Origin of the sequence: Chryseobacterium vrystaatense, from assembly GCF_000737765.1 — a bacterium.
GTDB lineage: Bacteria > Bacteroidota > Bacteroidia > Flavobacteriales > Weeksellaceae > Chryseobacterium > Chryseobacterium vrystaatense.
This window is the reverse complement of record NZ_JPRI01000003.1, coordinates 14,575-36,277: the sequence shown is the minus strand read 5'-3', so window position 1 is coordinate 36,277 and position 21,703 is coordinate 14,575. Positions and strand designations below refer to the sequence as shown.

At 37.7% G+C, this 21,703-nt stretch carries 20 protein-coding genes; 10 read left to right on the top strand and 10 right to left on the bottom strand.

Annotated features, from left to right (window positions below; translation table 11 throughout):
• Positions 1–207 precede the first annotated feature (207 nt).
• Positions 208–612 (bottom strand): hypothetical protein, encoded by a 405-nt coding sequence (locus IW16_RS09520; RefSeq protein WP_034742989.1) that lies wholly within the window; start codon positions 610–612, stop codon positions 208–210.
• Between the two features lie 70 nt (positions 613–682).
• The gene (locus IW16_RS09515; protein WP_034742987.1) at positions 683–1,846 is read right to left on the bottom strand and encodes a THUMP domain-containing class I SAM-dependent RNA methyltransferase; all 1,164 of its coding nucleotides are present in this window, start codon (positions 1,844–1,846) and stop codon (positions 683–685) included.
• Positions 1,847–1,981: 135 nt separating this feature from the next.
• Here IW16_RS09515 and IW16_RS09510 point away from each other — a divergent pair, with 135 nt between their 5' ends.
• Both IW16_RS09510 and IW16_RS09505 read left to right on the top strand, forming a co-directional pair.
• A complete protein-coding gene (locus IW16_RS09510) occupies positions 1,982–2,710 on the top strand; it encodes a class I SAM-dependent DNA methyltransferase (protein ID WP_034742985.1) in 729 nt (242 codons plus the stop codon).
• The gene (locus IW16_RS09505) at positions 2,710–3,435 is read left to right on the top strand and encodes a ZIP family metal transporter (RefSeq protein ID WP_034744152.1); all 726 of its coding nucleotides are present in this window, start codon (positions 2,710–2,712) and stop codon (positions 3,433–3,435) included. The genes IW16_RS09510 and IW16_RS09505 overlap by 1 nt, the downstream gene beginning before the upstream one ends.
• A 78-nt stretch (positions 3,436–3,513) precedes the next feature.
• Here the strand turns inward: IW16_RS09505 and IW16_RS09500 are convergent, their stop codons facing one another.
• Both IW16_RS09500 and IW16_RS27135 read right to left on the bottom strand, forming a co-directional pair.
• Positions 3,514–4,920, bottom strand: a complete 1,407-nt coding sequence (locus IW16_RS09500; RefSeq protein WP_223878137.1) for an OmpP1/FadL family transporter — start codon at positions 4,918–4,920, stop codon at positions 3,514–3,516.
• Between the two features lie 53 nt (positions 4,921–4,973).
• A complete protein-coding gene (locus IW16_RS27135; protein ID WP_316931917.1) occupies positions 4,974–6,038 on the bottom strand; it encodes a prolyl-tRNA synthetase in 1,065 nt (354 codons plus the stop codon).
• Between the two features lie 177 nt (positions 6,039–6,215).
• Here IW16_RS27135 and proS point away from each other — a divergent pair, with 177 nt between their 5' ends.
• From proS to dnaJ, 5 genes are all read left to right on the top strand, one after another.
• The gene (gene proS, locus IW16_RS09490; RefSeq protein WP_034742976.1) at positions 6,216–7,691 is read left to right on the top strand and encodes a proline--tRNA ligase; all 1,476 of its coding nucleotides are present in this window, start codon (positions 6,216–6,218) and stop codon (positions 7,689–7,691) included.
• A gap of 117 nt (positions 7,692–7,808) precedes the next feature.
• Complete coding sequence (locus IW16_RS09485) at positions 7,809–9,116, top strand: OmpA family protein (protein WP_034742974.1); 1,308 nt, start codon at positions 7,809–7,811, stop codon at positions 9,114–9,116.
• Between the two features lie 114 nt (positions 9,117–9,230).
• The gene (locus tag IW16_RS09480; RefSeq protein ID WP_034742972.1) at positions 9,231–10,556 is read left to right on the top strand and encodes an Nramp family divalent metal transporter; all 1,326 of its coding nucleotides are present in this window, start codon (positions 9,231–9,233) and stop codon (positions 10,554–10,556) included.
• A 215-nt stretch (positions 10,557–10,771) separates the two neighbouring features.
• Positions 10,772–11,308 carry a nucleotide exchange factor GrpE gene (locus IW16_RS09475; RefSeq protein ID WP_034742955.1) on the top strand — a complete coding sequence of 179 codons (537 nt, stop codon included), beginning with the start codon at positions 10,772–10,774 and terminating at the stop codon, positions 11,306–11,308.
• Between the two features lie 81 nt (positions 11,309–11,389).
• Positions 11,390–12,508, top strand: coding sequence for a molecular chaperone DnaJ (gene dnaJ, locus IW16_RS09470; protein WP_034742947.1), 1,119 nt, complete (start codon positions 11,390–11,392; stop codon positions 12,506–12,508).
• 100 nt (positions 12,509–12,608) lie between these two features.
• Here the strand turns inward: dnaJ and IW16_RS09465 are convergent, their stop codons facing one another.
• Positions 12,609–13,508: a DUF808 domain-containing protein gene (locus IW16_RS09465; protein ID WP_034742944.1), complete on the bottom strand. Its 900-nt coding sequence runs from the start codon at positions 13,506–13,508 to the stop codon at positions 12,609–12,611.
• Between the two features lie 163 nt (positions 13,509–13,671).
• Here IW16_RS09465 and IW16_RS09460 point away from each other — a divergent pair, with 163 nt between their 5' ends.
• Both IW16_RS09460 and IW16_RS09455 read left to right on the top strand, forming a co-directional pair.
• On the top strand, positions 13,672–15,063 hold the full coding sequence (locus tag IW16_RS09460) for a serine hydrolase (RefSeq protein ID WP_034742941.1): 1,392 nt from the start codon (positions 13,672–13,674) through the stop codon (positions 15,061–15,063).
• Positions 15,064–15,171: 108 nt separating this feature from the next.
• Positions 15,172–16,041 (top strand): alpha/beta hydrolase, encoded by an 870-nt coding sequence (locus tag IW16_RS09455; RefSeq protein ID WP_034742938.1) that lies wholly within the window; start codon positions 15,172–15,174, stop codon positions 16,039–16,041.
• Positions 16,042–16,079: 38 nt separating this feature from the next.
• Here the strand turns inward: IW16_RS09455 and IW16_RS09450 are convergent, their stop codons facing one another.
• Together IW16_RS09450 and prfB are read right to left on the bottom strand one after the other, a co-directional pair.
• Positions 16,080–16,781, bottom strand: coding sequence for a DedA family protein (locus tag IW16_RS09450; RefSeq protein ID WP_034742934.1), 702 nt, complete (start codon positions 16,779–16,781; stop codon positions 16,080–16,082).
• An 87-nt stretch (positions 16,782–16,868) separates the two neighbouring features.
• Positions 16,869–17,981: a peptide chain release factor 2 gene (prfB, locus tag IW16_RS09445; RefSeq protein WP_034742931.1), complete on the bottom strand. Its 1,113-nt coding sequence runs from the start codon at positions 17,979–17,981 to the stop codon at positions 16,869–16,871.
• A gap of 239 nt (positions 17,982–18,220) precedes the next feature.
• Between prfB and IW16_RS09440 the strand changes: the two genes are divergently transcribed.
• Entirely contained in the window at positions 18,221–18,502 is a 282-nt protein-coding gene (locus IW16_RS09440; protein ID WP_034742928.1) for a hypothetical protein, read from the top strand.
• A 7-nt stretch (positions 18,503–18,509) separates the two neighbouring features.
• On the opposite strand, the gene IW16_RS25660 is transcribed toward IW16_RS09440, so the two are convergent.
• The 3 genes from IW16_RS25660 to IW16_RS09425 all read right to left on the bottom strand — a co-directional run bounded on the left by IW16_RS25660 (position 18,510) and on the right by IW16_RS09425 (position 21,688).
• Positions 18,510–19,004 (bottom strand): hypothetical protein, encoded by a 495-nt coding sequence (locus IW16_RS25660; RefSeq protein ID WP_051890065.1) that lies wholly within the window; start codon positions 19,002–19,004, stop codon positions 18,510–18,512.
• Positions 19,005–19,022: 18 nt separating this feature from the next.
• The gene (locus tag IW16_RS09430) at positions 19,023–20,129 is read right to left on the bottom strand and encodes an NAD(P)/FAD-dependent oxidoreductase (protein ID WP_034742926.1); all 1,107 of its coding nucleotides are present in this window, start codon (positions 20,127–20,129) and stop codon (positions 19,023–19,025) included.
• A 197-nt stretch (positions 20,130–20,326) separates the two neighbouring features.
• Positions 20,327–21,688, bottom strand: a complete 1,362-nt coding sequence (locus IW16_RS09425; RefSeq protein ID WP_034742924.1) for an AAA family ATPase — start codon at positions 21,686–21,688, stop codon at positions 20,327–20,329.
• Between the last annotated feature and the right edge of the window lie 15 nt (positions 21,689–21,703).

Genomic DNA, 21,703 nt, shown 5'->3' with positions numbered 1-21,703 from the left:
TCACTAAAGGGACTTTCAAAATCTCCGATAGTATTTCACAGAAAAGAAATTTTAATAAAGAATAAAAACCAATATTTAGTCAGTTTCAGGAGTACAGAATACACAATAGTAAATCTCCTTTTAAGGGGCTTTTTACTTTAACAGACCGATCAAAAGCAAAATGGAATCTGCTAATTTTACTTAAAGATGACAGCTGCTCGTCATATTTTAAACAAATAAGCCTGATCTGAAGTAAACACACCCTACCAGAGAAATAAAAAACAGGATTACTGAGCCACTGAAAAGCAGCAATTTGAAAAAGTTTTTAAAATAGTAAAGATTCAGAACATACAAAAGGAAAAACAAAAGTCCGGAAACGGCAGTTCCAATAAGAGATGACACCAGTAAAGTCTGGGTGTAATTTTCTGCCGGCAACGGATCTTTAAACACAAAGAATAGCAATATCCCTGCTGCGGCTATAAAACAGCCGCTCACTTTTTCTGTGTAATATTTCGACTTTTTCTTTTTTGCAGGTTTATCATTATAATGTAAACCTCTTGAAGATGAATTGCTGGAAAACAGATTAACAACGTCCAACAAATTCCCTAAAGTTTCGAGAAGATCCCACACCATACTTTTAATTTGTGAATTGAAACAAAAATAAAAAAACCTTCCATAGCAGGAAGGTTTATATTGAAATTAATTATTCTTTTTCGATTTTATGAAGTTTCTTCGTTCCCTCATACATTTCATACTGTAAGAATCTGGTTTCCAGTTTTCCGTTGAAAAGTTTGATCTTTCTGGAAGGACGCAGACCTATTTTTTTCACCGCCTCAAGATCAGAAGAGATCAGCCATGCTAATGTATTAGGATAGTTTGTTTTGAAGGTATCTCCTATTTTCTTGTAGAAATCCTCGTCATTAATAGAAATTCTCTCATCATAAGGTGGATTGAAAACCATCAGCAATGGGAAAAGTTCTTTTTTAGATTCAAAGAAATCCTGTGTTTTCAGTTCGATCACATCTTCCATTTCTGCTGCTTCAATATTTGTTCTGGCTGCATTCAGCATTCTTCCATCAATATCATAACCAACGATCTTTCCTGTAAATTCTCTTACCCTGTTTACTCTTACTTCTTTGATCTTACTAAAAAGATCAGCATCATAATTGGCCCAGTTCTGGAACGCAAATCTTCTTCTAAAGATCTGAGCTGGAAGATCCATTGCGATCATCGCTGCTTCAACAAGAAGTGTCCCTGAACCGCACATTGGGTCCAAAAAGTTTCCTTTCCCGTCCCAGCCTGCCAGCTGAAGCATTCCGCTTGCCAGAACTTCATTAATGGGTGCTTCACCCTGCTCTTTTCTATAACCTCTTTTGAATAAAGGATCTCCGGAAGAGTCTAAAGAAATAGTCACCAACTCCCTGTCGATATGAAGATGAAACTTAATATCAGGACTTCTTGTTTCTACATCAGGACGTCTATGGAATTTCTCCTGAAAATAATCCACAATAGCATCTTTCATTTTCAGCGTCACAAACTGTGAATGTTTGAAGGTTTCAGAATTGACAGTAGAGTCGATTGCGAAAGACTGGTCTACATCCATATAATCTTCCCAGGCGATAGCAGAAAGTTTATTGTAAAACTGATGCTGATTAAATGCCTTAAACTCAAAAACAGGAATTAATATTTTTAATGCTGTTCTTGCAGAGTAATTAATTTTATAAAGAAAACCAAGGTCACCTTCACAATTGACTGCACGGTTTTTGATTTCAACGTTTTTTCCGCCTAATTTTTTGATCTCCTCAGCAAGAATCTGCTCCAGTCCGAAGAATGTCTTTATCTGAATCTTTAGATTTTCTGTGTCCATAAATTATAATTAAAAGATTTAATGATTTAATAATTAAAAGATTACGGATTCAATTTTCCTATCAATTGAATTTTTCGATCCTTCATTATTTAAATACTTTGCTTTTAACCGCACAAATTTAGTTATTTTTGCATTATGGAATGGTTTGAATCTTGGTTTGATACACCTTATTATCATCTTCTTTATAGTAACAGAGACTATACGGAAGCCGAAAACTTCATTACAAAGCTCACTGAAGACCTTCAGTTACCGCCTTCATCCAAGATTATTGATCTGGCCTGTGGAAAAGGAAGACACTCTGTTTTTTTGAATAAATTAGGATATGACGTTTTGGGACTCGACCTTTCCAGACAGAGTATTGAATTCGATAAGCAGTTTGAAACGCAGACGCTTCTTTTCAATGTTCATGATATGCGAAACCCTATTGATGCCGATCCAATGGATGCTGTGTTCAATTTATTTACAAGTTTCGGATATTTTGATAACGAAAGTGATGACAAAAAAGTATTCCAGTCGGTTTACAATGCTTTAAAACCTGGAGGATATTTTGTTTTGGATTATCTGAATGAAGAATATGTAAGAAAAAGTTTAGTCCCTGAAACCACGATAACACGTGGTGATATTGATTTTAAGATCCTTAAAAAGATCGAAGGCAGACATATCATCAAAGATATCCGTTTCGAGACAGAAGGAAAATCTTTCCACTTCTTTGAGAAAGTAAAGCTTCATACTTTGGAGGCTATTCATTCCTATGCAGCAGACTGCGGTTTTGAAAGAGTAAAGATCTGGGGCGATTATCAGCTGAATGAATTTGACCGTGAAGTTTCCCCGCGCTGTATCAATTTATTTAAGAAAAAGGCATGATCACCGTCGTTTTACTGATATTAAGTGTTATTACAGGAGTTTTTCTTGGCAAGCATTTCGGAAAAAAAGAAAAGCTGGCCAAAAATCTGCTGGTCCTGAGTGCCGGATTCCTTATTACAATCTGTCTGAATGAAGTCTTTCCACAGGTTTACACCTCTCAGGTCGGAAGCAGTCTTGGAATATTCGTCATCGCAGGTGTTCTGCTTCAAATGATTCTTGAGGCTTTGACAAAAGGTTTCGAACACGGACATTTTCACCACCATAGCGAGAACAACATTCTTCCTATGGCATTGATGGTAGGCTTATTTATCCATGCTTTTATTGAGGGAATTCCTCTGGCTAATGAAAAACAGCAGTTGTCACCTTATCTTCTGGGAATTGTATTTCACAATCTTCCTATTTCATTTATTCTTGGAGCCTTTCTGTTCAACAGAAAAAACGAATCAAAAAGTTCACCATATCCTTCCCTTCTGATCGTTGCATTATTTGCACTCGCTTCTCCTATGGGAATGCTGCTGGGGAATTATTTCAATCCCGACCTTCAGCCTTATTTCCTGGCTATCGTAGGTGGAATTTTCCTTCATATTTCATCAGTGATCATTTTTGAAAGCAATAAGAATCATAATATTGACTGGTTGAAGATAGGATTGGTTATTCTGGGTGTTTCCTTAGCCCTGATCATGCATCTTTTCCACCAACATCCTGCTGCAGGACATTCTCATTAATCCTTTTACTTAATCGATAAAAAAACTCCGGATCTTACGATCCGGAGCATCAATTTAATCACTCATTACACATCTGGATTAGAACTTCCAGCCTAATGTAATAAAGAAGTTATTTCTGTTATTTTTCACTTCTGAAACAGCGAAATAATCACTGGACATAATACGCCCTGGTGTATTTGTTGTATTATTGTAAGGTGAATAATAAGCAGTATCTGTAGCCGGATCACCTGTATTAATACCTCTTAGGAAAGGATTACTGTAGGTAGATGTTATATATTGGTAAGATGCATCTATATAAAAGGCTTTGAAATCATATCCAATACCTAATGAAGCCAGATTTCTGTTATTAAGCATCATATTATTGTATGATCTGTCTTCGGTAGAAGCATCTGGATTTACCTGGCTTACAGTCATAGCATCAAAAGGATTGGAAGCATATGAATAACCACCTCTTAATCTAAATTGCTGTACTCTGTATTCTGCCCCAATTCTTACTTCTGATACATTCTTATAATTATCTTTGAAGAAGCTGTTCAGTTCAAGATCTGCACCTGAATTCACTTTATATTTAGGTCTTGTAAGGCCCAAGGTATAATCAACGTTCAATGAAAAGTTTTTACTGGCAACAAATGCAGCACTTACCGTAGCTTTAAGCGGTGTGGTAAGATCTCTTATTTCTCCTCCTGTTCCATCCCCATAGGTTGGATCATTATAAAAATTATAAGCTCTGTCAATACGCCAGAATGTAGGTGTTTCGATAGCACCTCCAATTCTGAAATTAGGACTAAGTTTACCAATGACCCCTAATGATGCAGAAAAACCTGAAGACCTTTCAGTAAAAGGCGTATTCTGTCTGTCAAAATATTCGAGAGAACCGTCAGATAATGATTTGAAAGCTGCTGTATCATATTGATCAATAGAGGCATTGAAAAAATTGAATCCAGCACCAATATACAGATTATGATTATAGTTAGCACCTACACCGAAACTTGTCTTTGAAAGATTTCCATATCTGTTGTAAGCATGTCCCGCCAATGAAGCGCTGGTCTTATCGGAAAAATCCTTAATCACATCACTGCTTCCCGGAGATTCTATATAGTTATCCAATGACTGATTGGAATAATTGATTCCTATATTGATAAACTTCCACCCTGTTTCAGTCATCAATGGGAATGCCATTACGGCACCTATATTTCCAAGGTCTGTATTGGTTTTGCTGTAATCTATGGTAGATCCGGCCCAAGTACTTTTATTTTTATTTCCCGAAATAGACAGGGTTCCCGAAACTTCACCCGAAATCGCCACTCCCAAACCTGCAGGGTTCGTAAGCAGTGAGCTGGCATCTCCTCCTAATGCTCCGTTAGCTCCAGCCATTGCATTAAACTTTGACGAACCCACCATTGGACCATTGGAATAAACATCTGCAGTATTTCTTATTATAGAAACATCCTGAGCCTGCGCAAAAAATGCTGCAGAAATACTCATTAATACTAAAGATTTTTTTAACATTATTTTTTTAATAGTTATTAAATTTGAAATTATCTGCCACCTCTGAAGCCGCCGCCTCCGCCGCCAGATCTGAAGCCGCCTCCGCCGCCTGAAGAACTTCCACTTGATCTGAAACCTCCACCATTGTCGTTGGATCTGAAACCACCATTGTTGTTATTGTAGGTAGGCTGTGTATTATAATTTGGTCTTGGCTGAGAATTTGAATTACGGAAGCCTCCTGATTGCTGCTGAGGTCTGTAACCTCCGTTAGTAGTTCCATTTCTGAATCCTCCGTTATTATACGAACCGCTGTTTCTAAAACCTCCAGTGGAGCTATTTCTGAAACCTCCGTTGGTATTGCTGTTTCTAAATCCGTTATTGGTAGATGTATTACGGAAACCGTTTGTACTGCCGTTACCATATCCTCTATAGTTATTGCTTCTGTAAACTGCGTTACTTAATCCCGGATTGCTGAATCCTCCTCCACTGCTTCTTCTGTAAACAGGTCTGTAGCTATTGCCCCAGTATCCACCATTCCAACCCCAATATGGGTTGCCATAACCGCCACCCCAGAACGGGTCATAATATCCACCCCAATAAGGAGAATATCCATAGCCCCAGTAAGGACTTCCCCAGCCCATAGAGCCTCCCCAGCCCCAGCCGAAAGATCCGCCCCAGCCAAATGAACTGTTCCAACCAAATGATCCACCCCAGCCCCAGCCACGGTTCATGCCCCAATAAGGACTATAACCACCGTACCAGCCCCAAGGAGATCCCCAGGAATTGTCATAAAAATTGGTCTGAGCTCCTGCGAATGCGCCCCAATCTGAGTCCGTAGCATTGGTATTCCAGTTATTATCGCTCCATGTATTGTATTTGTTGTCTTGTTCTTTCGAGTTTGCCTGAGCATTTTGAATCACATTAGAATCCTGATAATAATCGTAATATTCTCCAACTCTGTTTCCGCCATCATTGATGATCACCCCTTCTGGCAGCGTATCTTTATTAGGATCATAATAAACCCCATCGGTTTCTGTGTATCCTCCCATCTGGGCGCCACAAGACACAAGCAGTAACCCACCTGATAGTGCTAAAATCCCTTTGGACTTTAACATACCGAGCAAATTTTTATGTATATTTCTTTTCATGATAACGTAAAGATTTTTAATTTAAATTATATTTGCAATCTGTACCAAAAATGTACCAAAACACCGGTAAAAAAATCTATCAAAAATAGATTTTTATTTTTAGATTACAATAATGTAGAAAAGTTAAAAAAATTTTAAAAAACAATGGCAAAATTAACCTCAAGAAGCGAAGATTACAGCAAATGGTATAATGAGTTGGTGGTAAAAGCTGACTTAGCTGAAAACTCTGGAGTGCGAGGATGCATGGTAATCAAACCATACGGCTATGCAATCTGGGAAAAAATGCGTGATGAAATGGATAAAAGATTCAAAGAAACAGGTCACGTGAATGCTTATTTCCCGCTTTTTGTGCCCAAAAGCCTGTTTGAGGCAGAGGAAAAAAATGCAGAAGGTTTTGCTAAAGAATGTGCAGTAGTTACCCATTATAGATTAAAAACAGATCCGGACAATCCACACAAGCTTATTGTAGATCCGGATGCTAAACTGGAAGAAGAACTAATTGTACGCCCTACTTCTGAAGCTATTATCTGGAATACATACAAAAATTGGATTCAGTCTTATAGAGACCTTCCTATATTGATCAACCAGTGGGCCAACGTGGTACGTTGGGAAATGAGAACCCGTCTGTTCCTTAGAACAGCAGAATTCTTATGGCAGGAAGGCCACACAGCACACGCTACCAAAGATGAAGCTGTAGAAGAAGCTGAAAAAATGAATAACGTATATGCAGATTTTGCAGAAAAATTCATGGCAATGCCTGTTATCAAAGGAGTAAAAACACCAGCTGAAAGATTTGCCGGAGCAGATGACACTTACTGTATCGAGGCATTAATGCAGGACGGAAAAGCACTTCAGGCAGGTACATCTCACTTCTTAGGCCAGAATTTTGCAAAAGCATTTGATGTAAAATTCACCAATAAAGAAGGTAAAATTGAACATGCATGGGCGACATCATGGGGTACCTCTACCCGTTTAATGGGTGCTTTGATTATGACGCATTCCGATGATTTCGGATTGGTACTTCCTCCTACATTGGCTCCAATCCAGGTAGTAATCGTTCCTATTTTCAAAGGAGAAGAGCAATTGGCTCAGATTAGCGAAGTAGCGCTGGATATCCAGGCTAAATTAAAAGCAAAAGGTATTTCCGTTAAATTTGACGACGATACCCACAACAAACCAGGATGGAAATTTGCAGAATATGAACTAAAAGGTGTTCCAGTAAGAATAGCTCTCGGACCTAAAGATTTGGAAAATAAATCCATAGAAATAGCAAGAAGAGATAACCTTACCAAAGAAGTCCGTTCTATTGAAGGTGTTGAAGTATACATCGAAGAATTATTGCAGACCATCCAGAAAGATCTTTATGAAAAAGCGTTAAACTTCAGACAGGACAACATCACAAAAGTTGACACCTATGAAGAATTCAAGAAAGTTCTTGAAGAAAAAGGAGGTTTTATCTATGCACACTGGGATGGAACTGATGAAGAAGAAGAGCAGATCAAAGAAGAAACAAAGGCTACTATCCGTTGTATTCCTTTAGATGATGATATAGAAGAAGGTATTTCTTTAGTCAGTGGGAAGCCATCTAAAAGACGTGTATTATTCGCAAAAGCATATTAATATTTTTTTGCTGATATGCAAAAACTTAACTGAAAATTAAATAAATATTCAAAAAAAATGACATTTGGACAGATTTTTGTTTAAATTTATGGAACATTAATCTCAAAATAATTTATTATGTCTTTAAATGTCATTGATTTAATTAAAGGACAGTTAGGTCCCGCCTTGGTTTCACAAGCCGCTTCTCAGTTTGGCGAAAGTGAATCCGGTATCTCAAAAGCAATTGGAGGAATGCTTCCTGCAGTTGTAGGAGGATTAGCAAATAATTCTGATAACCCGGGAGTTTTGGATGCAATTACCAATGCCTCGTCGAGCGGAATTTTAGGAAATTTAATGGGTGGTGCTTCAAGCAGCCCTGTTATATCCAATCTGTTAACCTCTATTTTTGGAGATAAGATCAGTGGAATAGTGAATGCTATTGCTACGTACGCAGGTATCAGCAATAACTCTTCCAGTTCACTGCTGAATTTAGTCACAGGAGCTACGGTAGGTTCTATCGGAAAATATGCTGCTGATAATAACTTGGATAAGTCAGGTATTTCAAACCTGCTGGGTGAGCAGAAAGGAATTGTTTCTTCACTTCTTCCCGCAGGACTTTCTCTGGCATCTCTGAATATTGGTGACTGGGCTAAAGGGTACAAGTTTGATAATGACAATGATGCCATTAGAACAACTGCCAGCGAAGAGCCAAAAATAGAAGTTACAAGAAGTACAACATCTGCAGGAACCAATCCTGACAGAAATAATAATGAAGGCGGAGGTTCAATCTGGAAATGGTTGCTTCCGCTTTTACTTTTGATTGCGGCTGGTTATTTCCTTTGGAAACAGTGCGACAAGAAACAGACAACAACTACCACTACGACTAGTGATTCTACAGCGTCGAAAACGGACACCGCAGCTACCACTACTCCTGTCGACACTTCTGCATCCACTGCAACCCCAGTTGCTAAGACAGATGAAAACATCGATCTTAATGGCGTAATGCTGAAAGGTTACAAAGGAGGTATGGAAGATCAGATGATCACCTTCCTGAAATCAGGAAACTATAAAAATGCAGCTGATGATGCAGCATTAAAAGATAAGTGGTATGATTTTGACCATGTTAATTTCAAAATGGGAAGTTCTACAGATCTGGAAGCAGGTTCTCAGGGACAGCTTGATAATTTAGTGGCAATTTTAAAAGCATTCCCGGATGCAAAAATTAAAATTGGTGGGTATACTGATAAAGTAGGAAACGAAGCAAATAACGTAAAACTATCTAAGGCAAGAGCTGAATTTATCAAAGCTGCTCTGGCTAAAGCTGGAGTTGGAACTCAGGTTTTAGAAGCGGAAGGTTACGGAAGTAAATTTGCTAAGGTTGATCCTAAAGCATCGGATGCAGAAAGAGCTGCAGATAGAAAAATGTCTGTAAGATTTGCAAAATAAATCTTTAACATCAATAAAAACAGAATCCCGAAAATTAGTTTTCGGGATTTTTTTATCAGCCGACTTTCGTATTTACATTTATTTAAGTAAATTTGTTAGTCATTTCTAACATTTATGAATTTCAACTTAAATAACGCCTGGCGTAAAGATAAAACCTCTCACTCCCTTCCGGAGGTATATGCATCCATAAAAGTACCTAAAAAAGGTTTCTGGAGAAAATATCTGGCCTTTGCAGGTCCGGGACTTATGATTGCCGTCGGATATATGGATCCGGGAAACTGGGCCACTGATATAGCAGGAGGTGCACAGTTTGGGTACACATTGTTGTCGGTTATTCTTATTTCGAACATCTTTGCGATGGTTTTACAGCATTTATCTGTAAAATTAGGCGTTGTGGCGGAAAGAGATCTCGCTCAGGCATGTCGTGATCACTTCAGTCCCACCACCAATTTTATTCTGTGGGTATTTTGTGAAATAGCCATTGCAGCCTGCGATCTCGCCGAGGTCATTGGCTCTGCCATAGCTTTAAATCTTCTATTTCACATTCCTCTAACCTGGGGAATTGTAATCACAACAGTGGATGTTCTGATCATTCTTTTGCTTCAGGCCAAAGGATTCCGATGGATAGAAAGTATCGTTGGCGGGCTTATTTTCATTATCCTCGCATGCTTTATTTATGAAATTGTGATTTCACAGCCGGCCTTCAATGAAATTCTGGGTGGCTTGGTTCCTCAAAAAGAAATCATCCAAAATCCTGCAATGCTTTATATTGCTATCGGAATTTTAGGAGCTACGGTCATGCCGCATAACTTATACCTGCACAGCAGCATTGTTCAGACCAGAGATTATACACGCGACAAAGAAGGAAAAAAGGAAGCGATCAAATTCGCAACTTTGGACAGTACTGTTTCACTGATGCTGGCTTTCTTTATTAATGCAGCAATCCTCATACTGGCAGCAGCTACATTCCATACTACCGGAAATAAACATGTGGCGGATATCCATGATGCGTACAAAATGCTGACTCCTATTCTTGGGGCTTCTATGGCAAGTATTGCTTTTGCGATTGCTTTATTGGCATCAGGTCAAAACTCAACACTTACAGGAACACTTGCAGGGCAGATTGTTATGGAAGGTTTCTTAAATATCAGACTAAAACCATGGCTTCGAAGATTAATCACGAGGCTGATTGCAGTGATTCCTGCTTTAATAGTTGCTATTCTCTATGGAGAACAGGGAACAACTGACTTATTGGTCTTAAGTCAGGTTATCTTATCTATGCAGCTCAGTTTTGCTGTTGTTCCTCTTGTGATGTTTACCAATGATAAAGCCAAAATGGGGGAATTCGTAAATAAGCCTTTCCTGAAAGTCTGTGTCTGGATTATTTCTATTGTTATCATTATTCTAAACCTTTACCTTCTGTACCAAACGTTCGCTTGATAGTAACAATTATTAAGAATGGTGAATGGTAAATTTTTAATAGATAATCATTCACCATGTACCAATAGAAACAGCAAACCCATACTTTCCCATTAGTTTGTGTGGTAAAATTGACCATTTACAGTCAGTTTCTCTCTTCAAATTTCTGCCTTAATGTCCATTTTTTCTATTTGGCAGGTTCTTTGTCAAACAATTATTTAAATAAATATTGAATTATGGAAAATCAGGATATTAACGAAGAAAGCATCAATAATCAGGAAGAAAACAACATTCAGAACGAAGTGGCATCTGAGGAAAATGTGACAGCAAAACCTTCTGCAGAGGAACTTTTGGCAGAAGAGAAAGACCGTTACATCAGATTATACGCTGAGTTCGAAAACTATAAAAAAAGAACGGCAAAAGAGAAGATGGAGTTCTTCCAGTATGCCAATCAGGATATGATGATTTCTATGTTGGGAATTCTGGATGATTTTGAAAGAGCTTTAAAAGAAATTGCTAAAAACGGAAATCCATCTGACCTTCAGGGTGTAGAATTGATCTATCAGAAATTTAAGAACAGACTTACCGAAAAAGGCTTAAAAGCTATGGAAGTAAATGCAGGTGATACCTTCAATGTAGACTTCCATGAGGCAATTACTCAGATTCCTGCACCATCGGAAGATCTAAAAGGCAAAATCGTAGATGTTATCGAAACAGGATATACTTTAAGTGATAAAGTGATCCGTTTTGCTAAAGTAGTAACAGGAAACTAAAATACCAATGATCAATGGTGAGTGATACATGATAGGCAAAACAAATCATTTATTACCCATCAACAATCAATTATAAGCATTATGTCAAAAAGAGATTATTACGAAGTTCTTGAGATCAGTAAATCTGCATCGGCCGAGGAGATAAAGAAATCATACCGAAAAATGGCCATCAAATTTCACCCTGATAAAAATCCGGGAGATAAAGAGGCTGAGGAAAAATTTAAGGAAGCTGCAGAGGCCTATGAAATACTGAGCGACGATCAGAAACGTGCAAGATATGACCAGTTTGGCCATGCCGGAATGAGTGGTAACGGTGGTTTCGGAGGCGGAGGCTTCGGTGGAGGTATGAATATGGAAGATATTTTCAGCCAGTTTGGAGATATTTTCGGAGGCGGAGGAGGCTTCGGTGGTTTTGGCGGAGGCGGACGCCAGCAGGTAAAGGGTTCTAATCTTAGGATCAGAATCAAACTGAACCTTGAAGAAATGGTAAACGGAACGCAAAAGACCATCAAAGTAAAAAAAATGAAGATGGCCGATGGTGCCACTTCAAAAGTCTGCCCTACCTGTAATGGTTCCGGTGTTCAGATGAAAGTGATGAATACGATGTTCGGACAGATGCAGACACAGACTACGTGTGGTACATGTCAGGGAATCGGAAAAGTTGCTGATAAAATTCCTACAGGAGCTAATGCTCAGGGACTGATCAAAGATGAGGAAGAAATTTCAATCAATATCCCAGCGGGTGCAAGAGATGGTATCCAGCTTAATGTAAGAGGTAAAGGAAATGATGCTCCGTTTGGAGGAGTTCCGGGAGACTTATTGGTTATCATTGAAGAGGAAGTAGATAAAACAATCAAAAGAGAAGGCGACAATCTTCATCAGGAATTATATATCTCCTATGCAGAAGCTGCTTTAGGAGCTAAGAAAGAAGTTCCCACAGTAGGCGGTAAAGTGAAAATTACCATTGATCCGGGAACACAGTCCGGAAAGATCCTCAGACTGGCCGGAAAGGGGCTTCCAAGCATCGACAGCTATGGAAAAGGAGACATGTTCATCCACATTAATGTATGGACTCCTCAGAAACTGAATAAAGAACAGAAAGATTTCTTCGAAAAACAGATGTCAAGCGGAGATATGGTTGCAGAACCTTCCGGAAAAGAAAAAACTTTTTTTGATAAAGTGAAAGATCTATTCAACTAAAATATTTAAAAGAGGCTTTTATCAGCCTCTTTTTTTGATTATAAACGACTCGGCGCGGCTTCATAGAAGCCGCGCCGAGTCGTTTATAATCTATCAAATTCTATTTCTTCTTTACTAAAGAAACAACACCTTTTCCCATCGTAAAAAGTGCTACAGCAAATAAGCCTCCTATAAGTCCGAGAATAATCTCTTTTAAAATAGTAAGCACTTCATTAGAAGACCAAGAAGGTAAAAAATGGTGAAGAAATTCTATTCTATGGGCAAAAATACCTCCTGCTACCATAATCAAAGCAATCGTACCAATAACCCCCAAAGCTTTAATAACAACAGGTAAAGCTTTCACCAAAAAGTGCCCTAGCTTTCCAAAGAAACCTTTGTCATTACTCTTTTTGATTAATTTGAATCCTGCGTCATCCATTCTTACGATCAATGCAACAATCCCGTACACGCCTACTGTAGCAATAAAGGCAACCAAACTTGTCACCAAAATCTGGGTAATAAAAGGATGACTTTCTTCCAAAACAGTTCCCAAAGCAATAATGACAATCTCAACAGATAAAATGAAATCCGTGGTAATGGCCGATTTAATTTTTGTTTTTTCTATTTCTTCATCACTCTTTTCATCTACTCCAATTTCTTCAATAACTTCGTGACCTTTTTTATCCCGGTGAAAAAGAAATTCTATGATCTTTTCAACACCTTCAAATGACAAATACAGCCCACCCAAAATCAATACATAGTTAATTGCCGGAGCATAAAGCCAGTTGAGAAGGAAAACAACAGGAAGAATAATCAGTTTGTTGATAAAGGAGCCTTTTGTAATGGCCCACAAAACAGGAATTTCACGTGACGAAAGAAAGCCTGTGGCTTTCTCTGCATTCACAGCCAGATCATCTCCAAGGATCCCTGCCGTTTTCTGTGTAGCTATTTTACTAGTGACCGCTACATCATCCATCAGCGCAGCTATATCATCTAAAATCGCAAAAAAACCAGATGCCATATTATTTTAATGTTTTTTTAATATATGTTAAGTAAGGCAAAAATAATTATTAAAATCTATTTTTATTTGATTCTGAATATTATTTTTAAATAATTTCTGAGGATGGACCGTTTATCTGAACAAAACTCTGCTTACTTTTAAACGTTTTTTAAAACAGAATACTATGCGCCATCAATCTTACATTTTCTTTTTAGGATGTATAACATTCATATCCAGCATCTTTTGCTGTCCATTAAAAGGTCAGACAAAACCAGACACCAAAGGTAGCGTTCAGGAAGGGAAGAAATATGAAATAGACCATATTATAAAAGCATATGCTGACATCAATAAATTCAACGGAACAGCTTTTGTTCATGATCAGAATAAAGTGATTTTCGAAAGGTCTTACGGCTGGCAGGATGCAGAGAAGAAAATATTGAATCAAAACAATAATATTTACCAGATCGCTTCTTTAACTAAATCCTTCACGGCATTAACCATTATCAAGCTAAGCGAAGAGGGAAAACTTTCTGTGAAGGACCTCATCTCTAAATTTATTCCAGATTATCCCAGAGGAAATGAAATTACCATTGAAAACCTCCTGACCCATTCTTCAGGAATTTATGAACCGCTTCGAAACAAGGAATATTTCAGGCTGCTTCATACAGGGGAAATTATTCCAAAAGGAATGGCAATCTCATTTTTTAAAGATGAACCTTTGGATTTTGAGCCAGGTACCAAATTCTCATATACCAATTCAGGATATATACTGTTGGGAATTATTATTGAAAAGGTAACCGGACTTTCTTATGAAGATGCTGTAAGAAAAATGATCTTAAATCCTCTTAAAATGACTCATACCGGTTTTGATTATCTCGCACTGAAAAGTCCATACAAAACAGTTCCCTATTCTTATATATCAAAAACAAAACAGAAAAAAACAGAGATATGGAATCCGGGACTTACCGGTCCTGCAGGACAAATCTACAGTACTGCAGAAGACCTGTATCAGTATTATAAAGGATTGAGAGATTACAAAATTGTTTCTAAAGAATCATTCAAGAAAGCCACTACTCCATATCTGAGCGGCTATGGTTATGGTTGGTTCATTGATGATCTTTACGGAAAAAAACTCATCAATCACGGAGGAAATATAGAAGGCTCAACAAGTTATTTTGCCATGCTTCCTGACGATGATATCTGCATTATACTTCTCAATAATATCACCAGTAAAAAACTCGAGAAAGCAGGCAATACAATTTTAGCTGCTCTTTTAAACCAGCCGTATGAACTTCCCTATCCAAAAAAGGAAGTAACGCTTCAACCTTCTCTCCTCTCAAAATACTCTGGAAATTATCAACTTTCGGACAACAGTATTATTCATATTCTTACTGAAAAAGGGCAGCTTTATATCCAAATGGACAATGGCCCAAAAGTCAGAATGTTGGCTGAAAAGGAGAATGTTTTCTTTCTCAGTGATGATGATTCTGAAATCACTTTTTTATTTACAAAGGGCGAAAAAGATGCAATCATGATCAATAAAGGTCTTTCATCAAAAACTGCTGAAAAGCTTTAAAACAGTATTTCAAATTCATTTTGTACCGAACCTTTGTATCTGATATACCCTATCAAAAATCAGTCTTCAAAAGTCCTCACTCCCGTAATTTTTCTTTAAATTTAAGTAATGAAAAAGTTAGTTCTCAGATACCATTTTTTTGTAATAAGCTGTCTAACCTTCCTGCTACAGTCATGCAACACAAAATTCAGAGTCTGGGTAGGTACTGGCGGGCAGCAAAAAATATACAATTTAAAATACGGAGAGCACGAAAGGCAGAAAATGGACGTTTTCCTTCCACTGGATTATGCTGAAGATGCCCCTGTCGTTCTTATCGTCCATGGCGGTGCATGGACACTTGGCAAAAAGGAACATATGATTAAGATTCAGAAAATGCTTTTTGAGAATAAAATTCCAAGCATCAATATGAATTACAGGTTGGTTTCCACACGGAAGAAGATCACCTACAAAGAGCAGCTGGAAGATATTGGCTACGCCATTGAAAAATTCAACTCACTGGCTGTAAAAGCAGAGCTTCAGCCTGACAATTACATACTTCTTGGAGAAAGTGCCGGTGCCCATCTTGCCCTACTCTATGGTTACAGACATCCTGAACAGATCAAAAAAATTATATCTTTAAGCGGACCTACAGATTTTTACAGCCCCGAATACCTTAACTCATTTTATTCAAAATACACTTCTCCTACTTTTCAAAAGGTTGTAGGAACCAAATTTGACCGGAAAAATGTATCCGGGGCTTTCAAAGAAGCGAGTCCGATCGCCAATATATCTAATGTTCCGACATTACTTTTTCAGGGAAACAATGATTTTCTTGTCAACCAACATCAGGGTTTATCGATGGATTCGGCACTGGCTAAGCATAATGTTCCTCACAAACTGATCTTTATGAAAAGAACGGGACATGTTCCAAGGTTTTTCAGCAGGATCAAAAGAGACAGTATCATTTATCCCAACATCCTGGAATGGATAAAAAAATAACCTGCTGAAAAGCAGGTTAGTGATATAATTTTATGGTATTATTCCTGGTCGAAATCTTTGTTTTCGTATTTAGAATGATCTTCTTTTTTGCCGAATACAAATTTGATGATTACCGGAAGTGTTGTTACCAGAACGATGATAATGATGATTACCTCCAGTTTTTCTTTTAGGTTAATTCCAAACTGCTCCTGAAAAAGTTTATCAAGATAGTGTCCTGCAAAGATCAGAATAAATGACCAAAGGACAGCTCCAACGACGTTGTCTCTCAAGAACTCTCTTTTGTCCATTTTTACAATACCTGCAACAATGGGAGTAAAAGTTCTCACTACAGGTAAAAATCTGGCCATAATGATCGCCAGTGCACCGTGTTTTTCAAAAAAATCATGGGCCTGATACAGATATTTCTTTTTAAACAGCATGGTATCTTGCTTTTTGTACAAAGCAGGACCTGTCTTCACTCCAAAATAATACCCTACTTCATTTCCGACAATGGCAGCAAGCGCCACACACGAAGCCAAAATAGTAGTATCTAAGAAATCACTCCCTGTAGAGCCAAAAGTCTCTTTGATGATTTCAACGGCATAAATTCCTGATACGAACAGTAGTGAATCTCCAGGCAGGAAAAACCCTACGAAAAGACCTGTTTCAGCAAAAACAATAAATAAAATAAGCCAAAACCCACCCATTTTGATATAAAACTCGGGGTTCAGTAAATCTCTCCAGCTATTGAAATCTTCCATATATAACGATTAACAACAAAAGTAAGTGTAAAATGTCTTAAACAAAAATTAATTATAAGATTTTAACTAAAAACCAGACATGATATTTTACAAGTCCATATCGTCATCTGAAACAGCGGTACCATCGGCCATCAGGAAGGCTTTCAGGAATGGCGTGATATTTCCGTTCATCACAGAATCCACATCTGAAGTTTCGTGAGCCGAACGGACATCTTTTACCAGCTTATAAGGATGCATGACGTAGTTTCTGATCTGGCTTCCCCACTCTATTTTCATTTTATTGGCTTCTATCTCGGTTCTTGCTTTCATACGTGCTTCAAGTTCCATTTCATAAAGTCTTGAACGAAGCAGCTGCATAGCCTTTTCCTTGTTTTGAAGCTGGGAACGGGATTCGGAGTTTTCAATAATTATTCCGGTAGGTGCGTGTCGAAGACGGACAGCAGTTTCCACCTTGTTTACGTTTTGTCCCCCAGCTCCGGAAGATCTCATCGTTTCAAAAGAAATATCAGCTGGATTGATGTTGATTTCAATCGTATCGTCCACCAATGGATAAACATAGACAGAAACAAAACTTGTATGACGCTTGGCATTGCTGTCAAAAGGTGAAATCCTAACCAGTCTGTGTACCCCATTCTCCCCTTTCAGGTAACCGAAGGCATATTCACCATCAATCTCCAGCGTAACGGTCTTCACTCCTGCTACCTCACCTTCCTGATAGTTCAGTTCACGGATTTTATATCCTTGCTTTTCAGCCCACATCGTGTACATTCTCATCAACATTGCAGCCCAGTCACAACTTTCTGTACCTCCTGCTCCTGCAGTGATCTGAAGAACGGCAGAAAGCTCGTCTCCTTCGTTGGAAAGCATATTTTTAAATTCAAGGTCTTCTATTTTTTCCACAAGCTTTGGAAATGTTTCATCCAGCTCTTTTTCAGAGTCTGCATCCTCTTTTGCAAATTCCACCAAGACCTGCAGGTCTTCAAACTGCGTGCTGATTTCCTCATAATCTTCTACCCATCTCTTTTTGGAACGAAGCTGCTTTAGAAATACTTCAGCTTCTTTTGGAGTGTCCCAAAATTCGGGAGCTGCAGTTTTTTCATCATCATTCGCTATTTCTATCTTCTTTTTTTCGATCTGAAGGTATTTATGTAAGTCTACAATTCTAGACTGAACTTCTTTTATCTGGTCGTTGTTGATCACGAATTTTTTATTTTATACAAAAATACGGAATTCTTTTGTGAGTTGAGAATGCTGAGTACGGGTTTCAGATTGCGAATGATTGAGACGCAGGGTTTAAGTTTGAGGGTTGGAAAGTTTTAGAGTGAAAGAATTTAACCGTTATCAAATAACTTTCTTAATCTCATCCTTAGCTTAAGTCTGATGTCTGAATTCTTTCTTAAATTCTTATCTTATATTTAAATAATCAAAAAATAAAGTGAATGGATAGCGATTATATGAATATGTTGATTAATGATCGTAAAAACCGTGTTTGGCAGTTGGAAAAACTGATTATATCAATGAATATAAGTTCCGAAATGCATAAAAGTTTCTGCACCTTTCTTGCCGAAAAAGTACTTCAGCAATTAGAAAAAGGGGCAGATTCGAAGAAAATACAGGGCATCATAAAATCAGAACTCTGCGTGGGATATGGCCTGTATATGCATGAATTCAATTCAGAAAAAATAACAAATGATATAATGAACTGGCGGAAAAATAATTAATTGGTATTTATTCATTTATTATTTCTGCTTCAAAGCTTTTCTTCAGAAATTCTCTGGATTTTTTACTTTCACTTTTGAAACCAAACATCGTTAAAGCGTAAACAAATAAAAGCATAAATACAGGAATAAAAAGAACTAAAGAAATTTTTTCCTCAGCTATGCCAACAGCCACCCCCATACCTATTAAGAACAGTAGAGCAAATCCACACCAGACTATTAAAAAAACAAGGACTAATACATGTAATTTCATGGTAACTTCAATTTGAGTTACGCCGTTATTCTCTTTAAAAGTGCCACTTATTCGAGGAAGAAAAGAATTTCTGTAATCTATAATTCTATTTATTTCAAAACTGCTGTTAGTCACAAATCCTTCATATTCTTTGGTTGTTTTTTTGCCCCAACTAAATTTTTTGGGTTCAATAAAGTCTGAAAGCCTTTTTACTACTTCGTGCTCAGACAAATTTGTTCTATAAATGATACGCTCAAAAGGTAAATATTTCATTGGTCTATAACATTGTAATTAAATCATTTCCGCTACAATCTCTCCTATTTTCGGGGCCAGTGCAACTCCCATTCCGGAAAGTCTTACTGCACAGAACTGTCGGTCTGAAATCTGTTTTATAATAGGTGTTTTTTCTGAGCCCATCGCCATAATCCCTGACCATCGGAGAGAAATACGAAATTCCTGATCCGGCAGGATGACTTCTTTTAAAAAATGTTCCAGATGGTTCTGTAAAAATTCTGTTGTTTCAAAATCTGTCGTTTCTTCTGTCTTAAAATCTTTATTTCGTCCACCTCCCAATAAGACCCTGTTGCCAAGGTTCCTGAAATAGTAAAATCCTTCATCATAATGGAAGGTTCCCTTAAGTTTCAAACCTTCTATCGGTTCCGTCAAGAGAATCTGTCCACGTGCGGGAATAATGTCTTCCTTTTCAAGAAATTTTGAGCTAAATGCATTGGTACAGTAAATGATCCTGTCAGTCTTTATCGAAAGTGCCTCAGACAGCTGTATGTCGACTTCATCAGTCTTTTCATCAACACTTTTCACTTCTGTACCGAAAAGAAAATCTACTTTCAATTCATAACATTTCTCCAGAAGTTTCTGTAATAACTTACCGGAATGCAGGCTTCCTTCACATGGATTTTCAATCAGAAATTCAGATTTTCTGAGACCAAATCCTGTAATTTTCTCCTGATTCAGAAAATAGGTTTCATCGAGACCAGTTATGGCTTTCAGTTTTTCATTAACTGTCGCTAACTGCTGTAAAGGTTCATCATCATTCAAAATTTCATAGCCTCCATCCAACTGAAAATCTATTTCATCACTGCTAAAATACTTTCTGATCTTTTGGAGTCCTTCAAACCTCATCTTAACCAGCTCGAGTGTTTTTTCCCAACCCATTTTCTGAGAATCGGCAATCATTTCCGTAAGACTTCCAAAACAGGCAAAACCAGCATTTCTTGTGGAAGCTCCCAATGGAACAGTATTTCTCTCAATAATTAAAACAGACCTATCAGGATATTTTTCCTTAATGGAAACAGCAGTCCAAAGGCCTGAAAACCCAGCCCCAATAATGACGATATCTCTTTTTCTGTAAAAAGTTTCAAGTTCCCAGATGCTGTTCATTTTATTTAGTAGATGTATTAGTGGTAAGGTGGGTCAAGAGTCAAGAATCAAGATCTAAGAGTCAGGAATGAAGAACAAAGAGCTAAGATTTGAGATACAGATTTTAGGATAAAAAAAATATAGAATCAGCACTCATTTCCCTTTACTCTTACAATCTGTATCTTAAACTCTTTTATTCCAAGACTTTCCAAATAGAATTATCCCTGAGCACTGTCACCCCCTTCTCCATTATGGTGAAATCCTATTTCTCTTCTTGGCTCTTCTACTACCTTATAGGTTTCCAGTTCTTTTTTCAGCGCCTGAATTCTGGATTTAAACTCATCAAAATTATTGATAATAGCATCTGCCAGGAATCTTGCTACCTGGTCAAGATATTCTTCAGTTAGTTTTCCGGCAGCATCTCGTAAAGCAGCGTTGAGAAGGTTCTGATCGATTTTAAGATTTTCATTTCTGGTTTTTTGGTACTGATTTTTAAGCCGTTTTTTAAGACTCTGCGTAAAATCAATCAGCATGGTATTACTGAATGCCTTCATTTTAGCAGCGATTTCGTGCCAGAACGGAACTTTGTCTGCTTTATTTTTTTTAAGAATCTTATAAAGAAGGGAATCTTCTTCAAGTCCTCTAGTCATCGCATAGAGAATGATTTCCGAACGTTCTGCAGCATTGGGTGGGAAGACAGGGATCATAACGTCAAACCTCCCGGGAGCAAGAATTTCTTCGTCAATTTCTGATACGGAGTTTGCGGAACCCACCATCAGCAGTTCTTCTTTTTCAAATTTTCCTATATAATGAAGAATCAGCTCCTGAGTTTCCAGATTACAGGAAGCAAGGTCTGTTTCTGCTTTTCTTTCCATCATAATTTCGTCGAAATCATCGAGGAAAAGCAATACTTTTTCTTCTTTCATCATGGTTAACAGAAAATCGGTGAAATTCGTTTGGTTTCCATCAATAAATGAGGTTCCGAGGTAGTGTTTTTTTACTTCTTTAAAGTGATACCCGATAATTTCGGCAATTTTGGTAGCCCAGAATATTTTCCCGCTTCCCGGAGGTCCGTAAAGGATAATCCCGGCAGGCTTATGAATTCCCCAATCTTTTATCTGCTGTGGATTTAAGAAAGGTTCTAAAACCCCCGATATGTAAAAGAAAAGGTCCCTGTATCCAATAAAGTCCCTGTGCTTGAGGCTTGTTTTATATCCAAAGTAATCATACACAAATTTGTAATTACCACCAAGCTTATTGTCTATACCATAACTTGAAATTGAAGACCGGAAAAAACCATTGTCAAAAATATTGGGATTATTCTCTTTGATGACTTCTTCTACTTTTTCCTTAGGTTGGTTGATCACCTCAGCAATCTGTTCAAGGGTTTTATTTTGGTCCAGATCTTTTTCGTAACGTTTTAAAAATGCTATATTTTCACGGGCAAACTTTTCAAAATCGCTCTTCACTTCAAAGTTTGTACTGATGCACACTCCCAGTTCAAGATCAAAATCCTGAATAAACTGTTTAATAGCCTCTGCCGAAACATTAAGCTCTTTTGCTAACTCAATTAACTTCATAAATTACCTATTAAT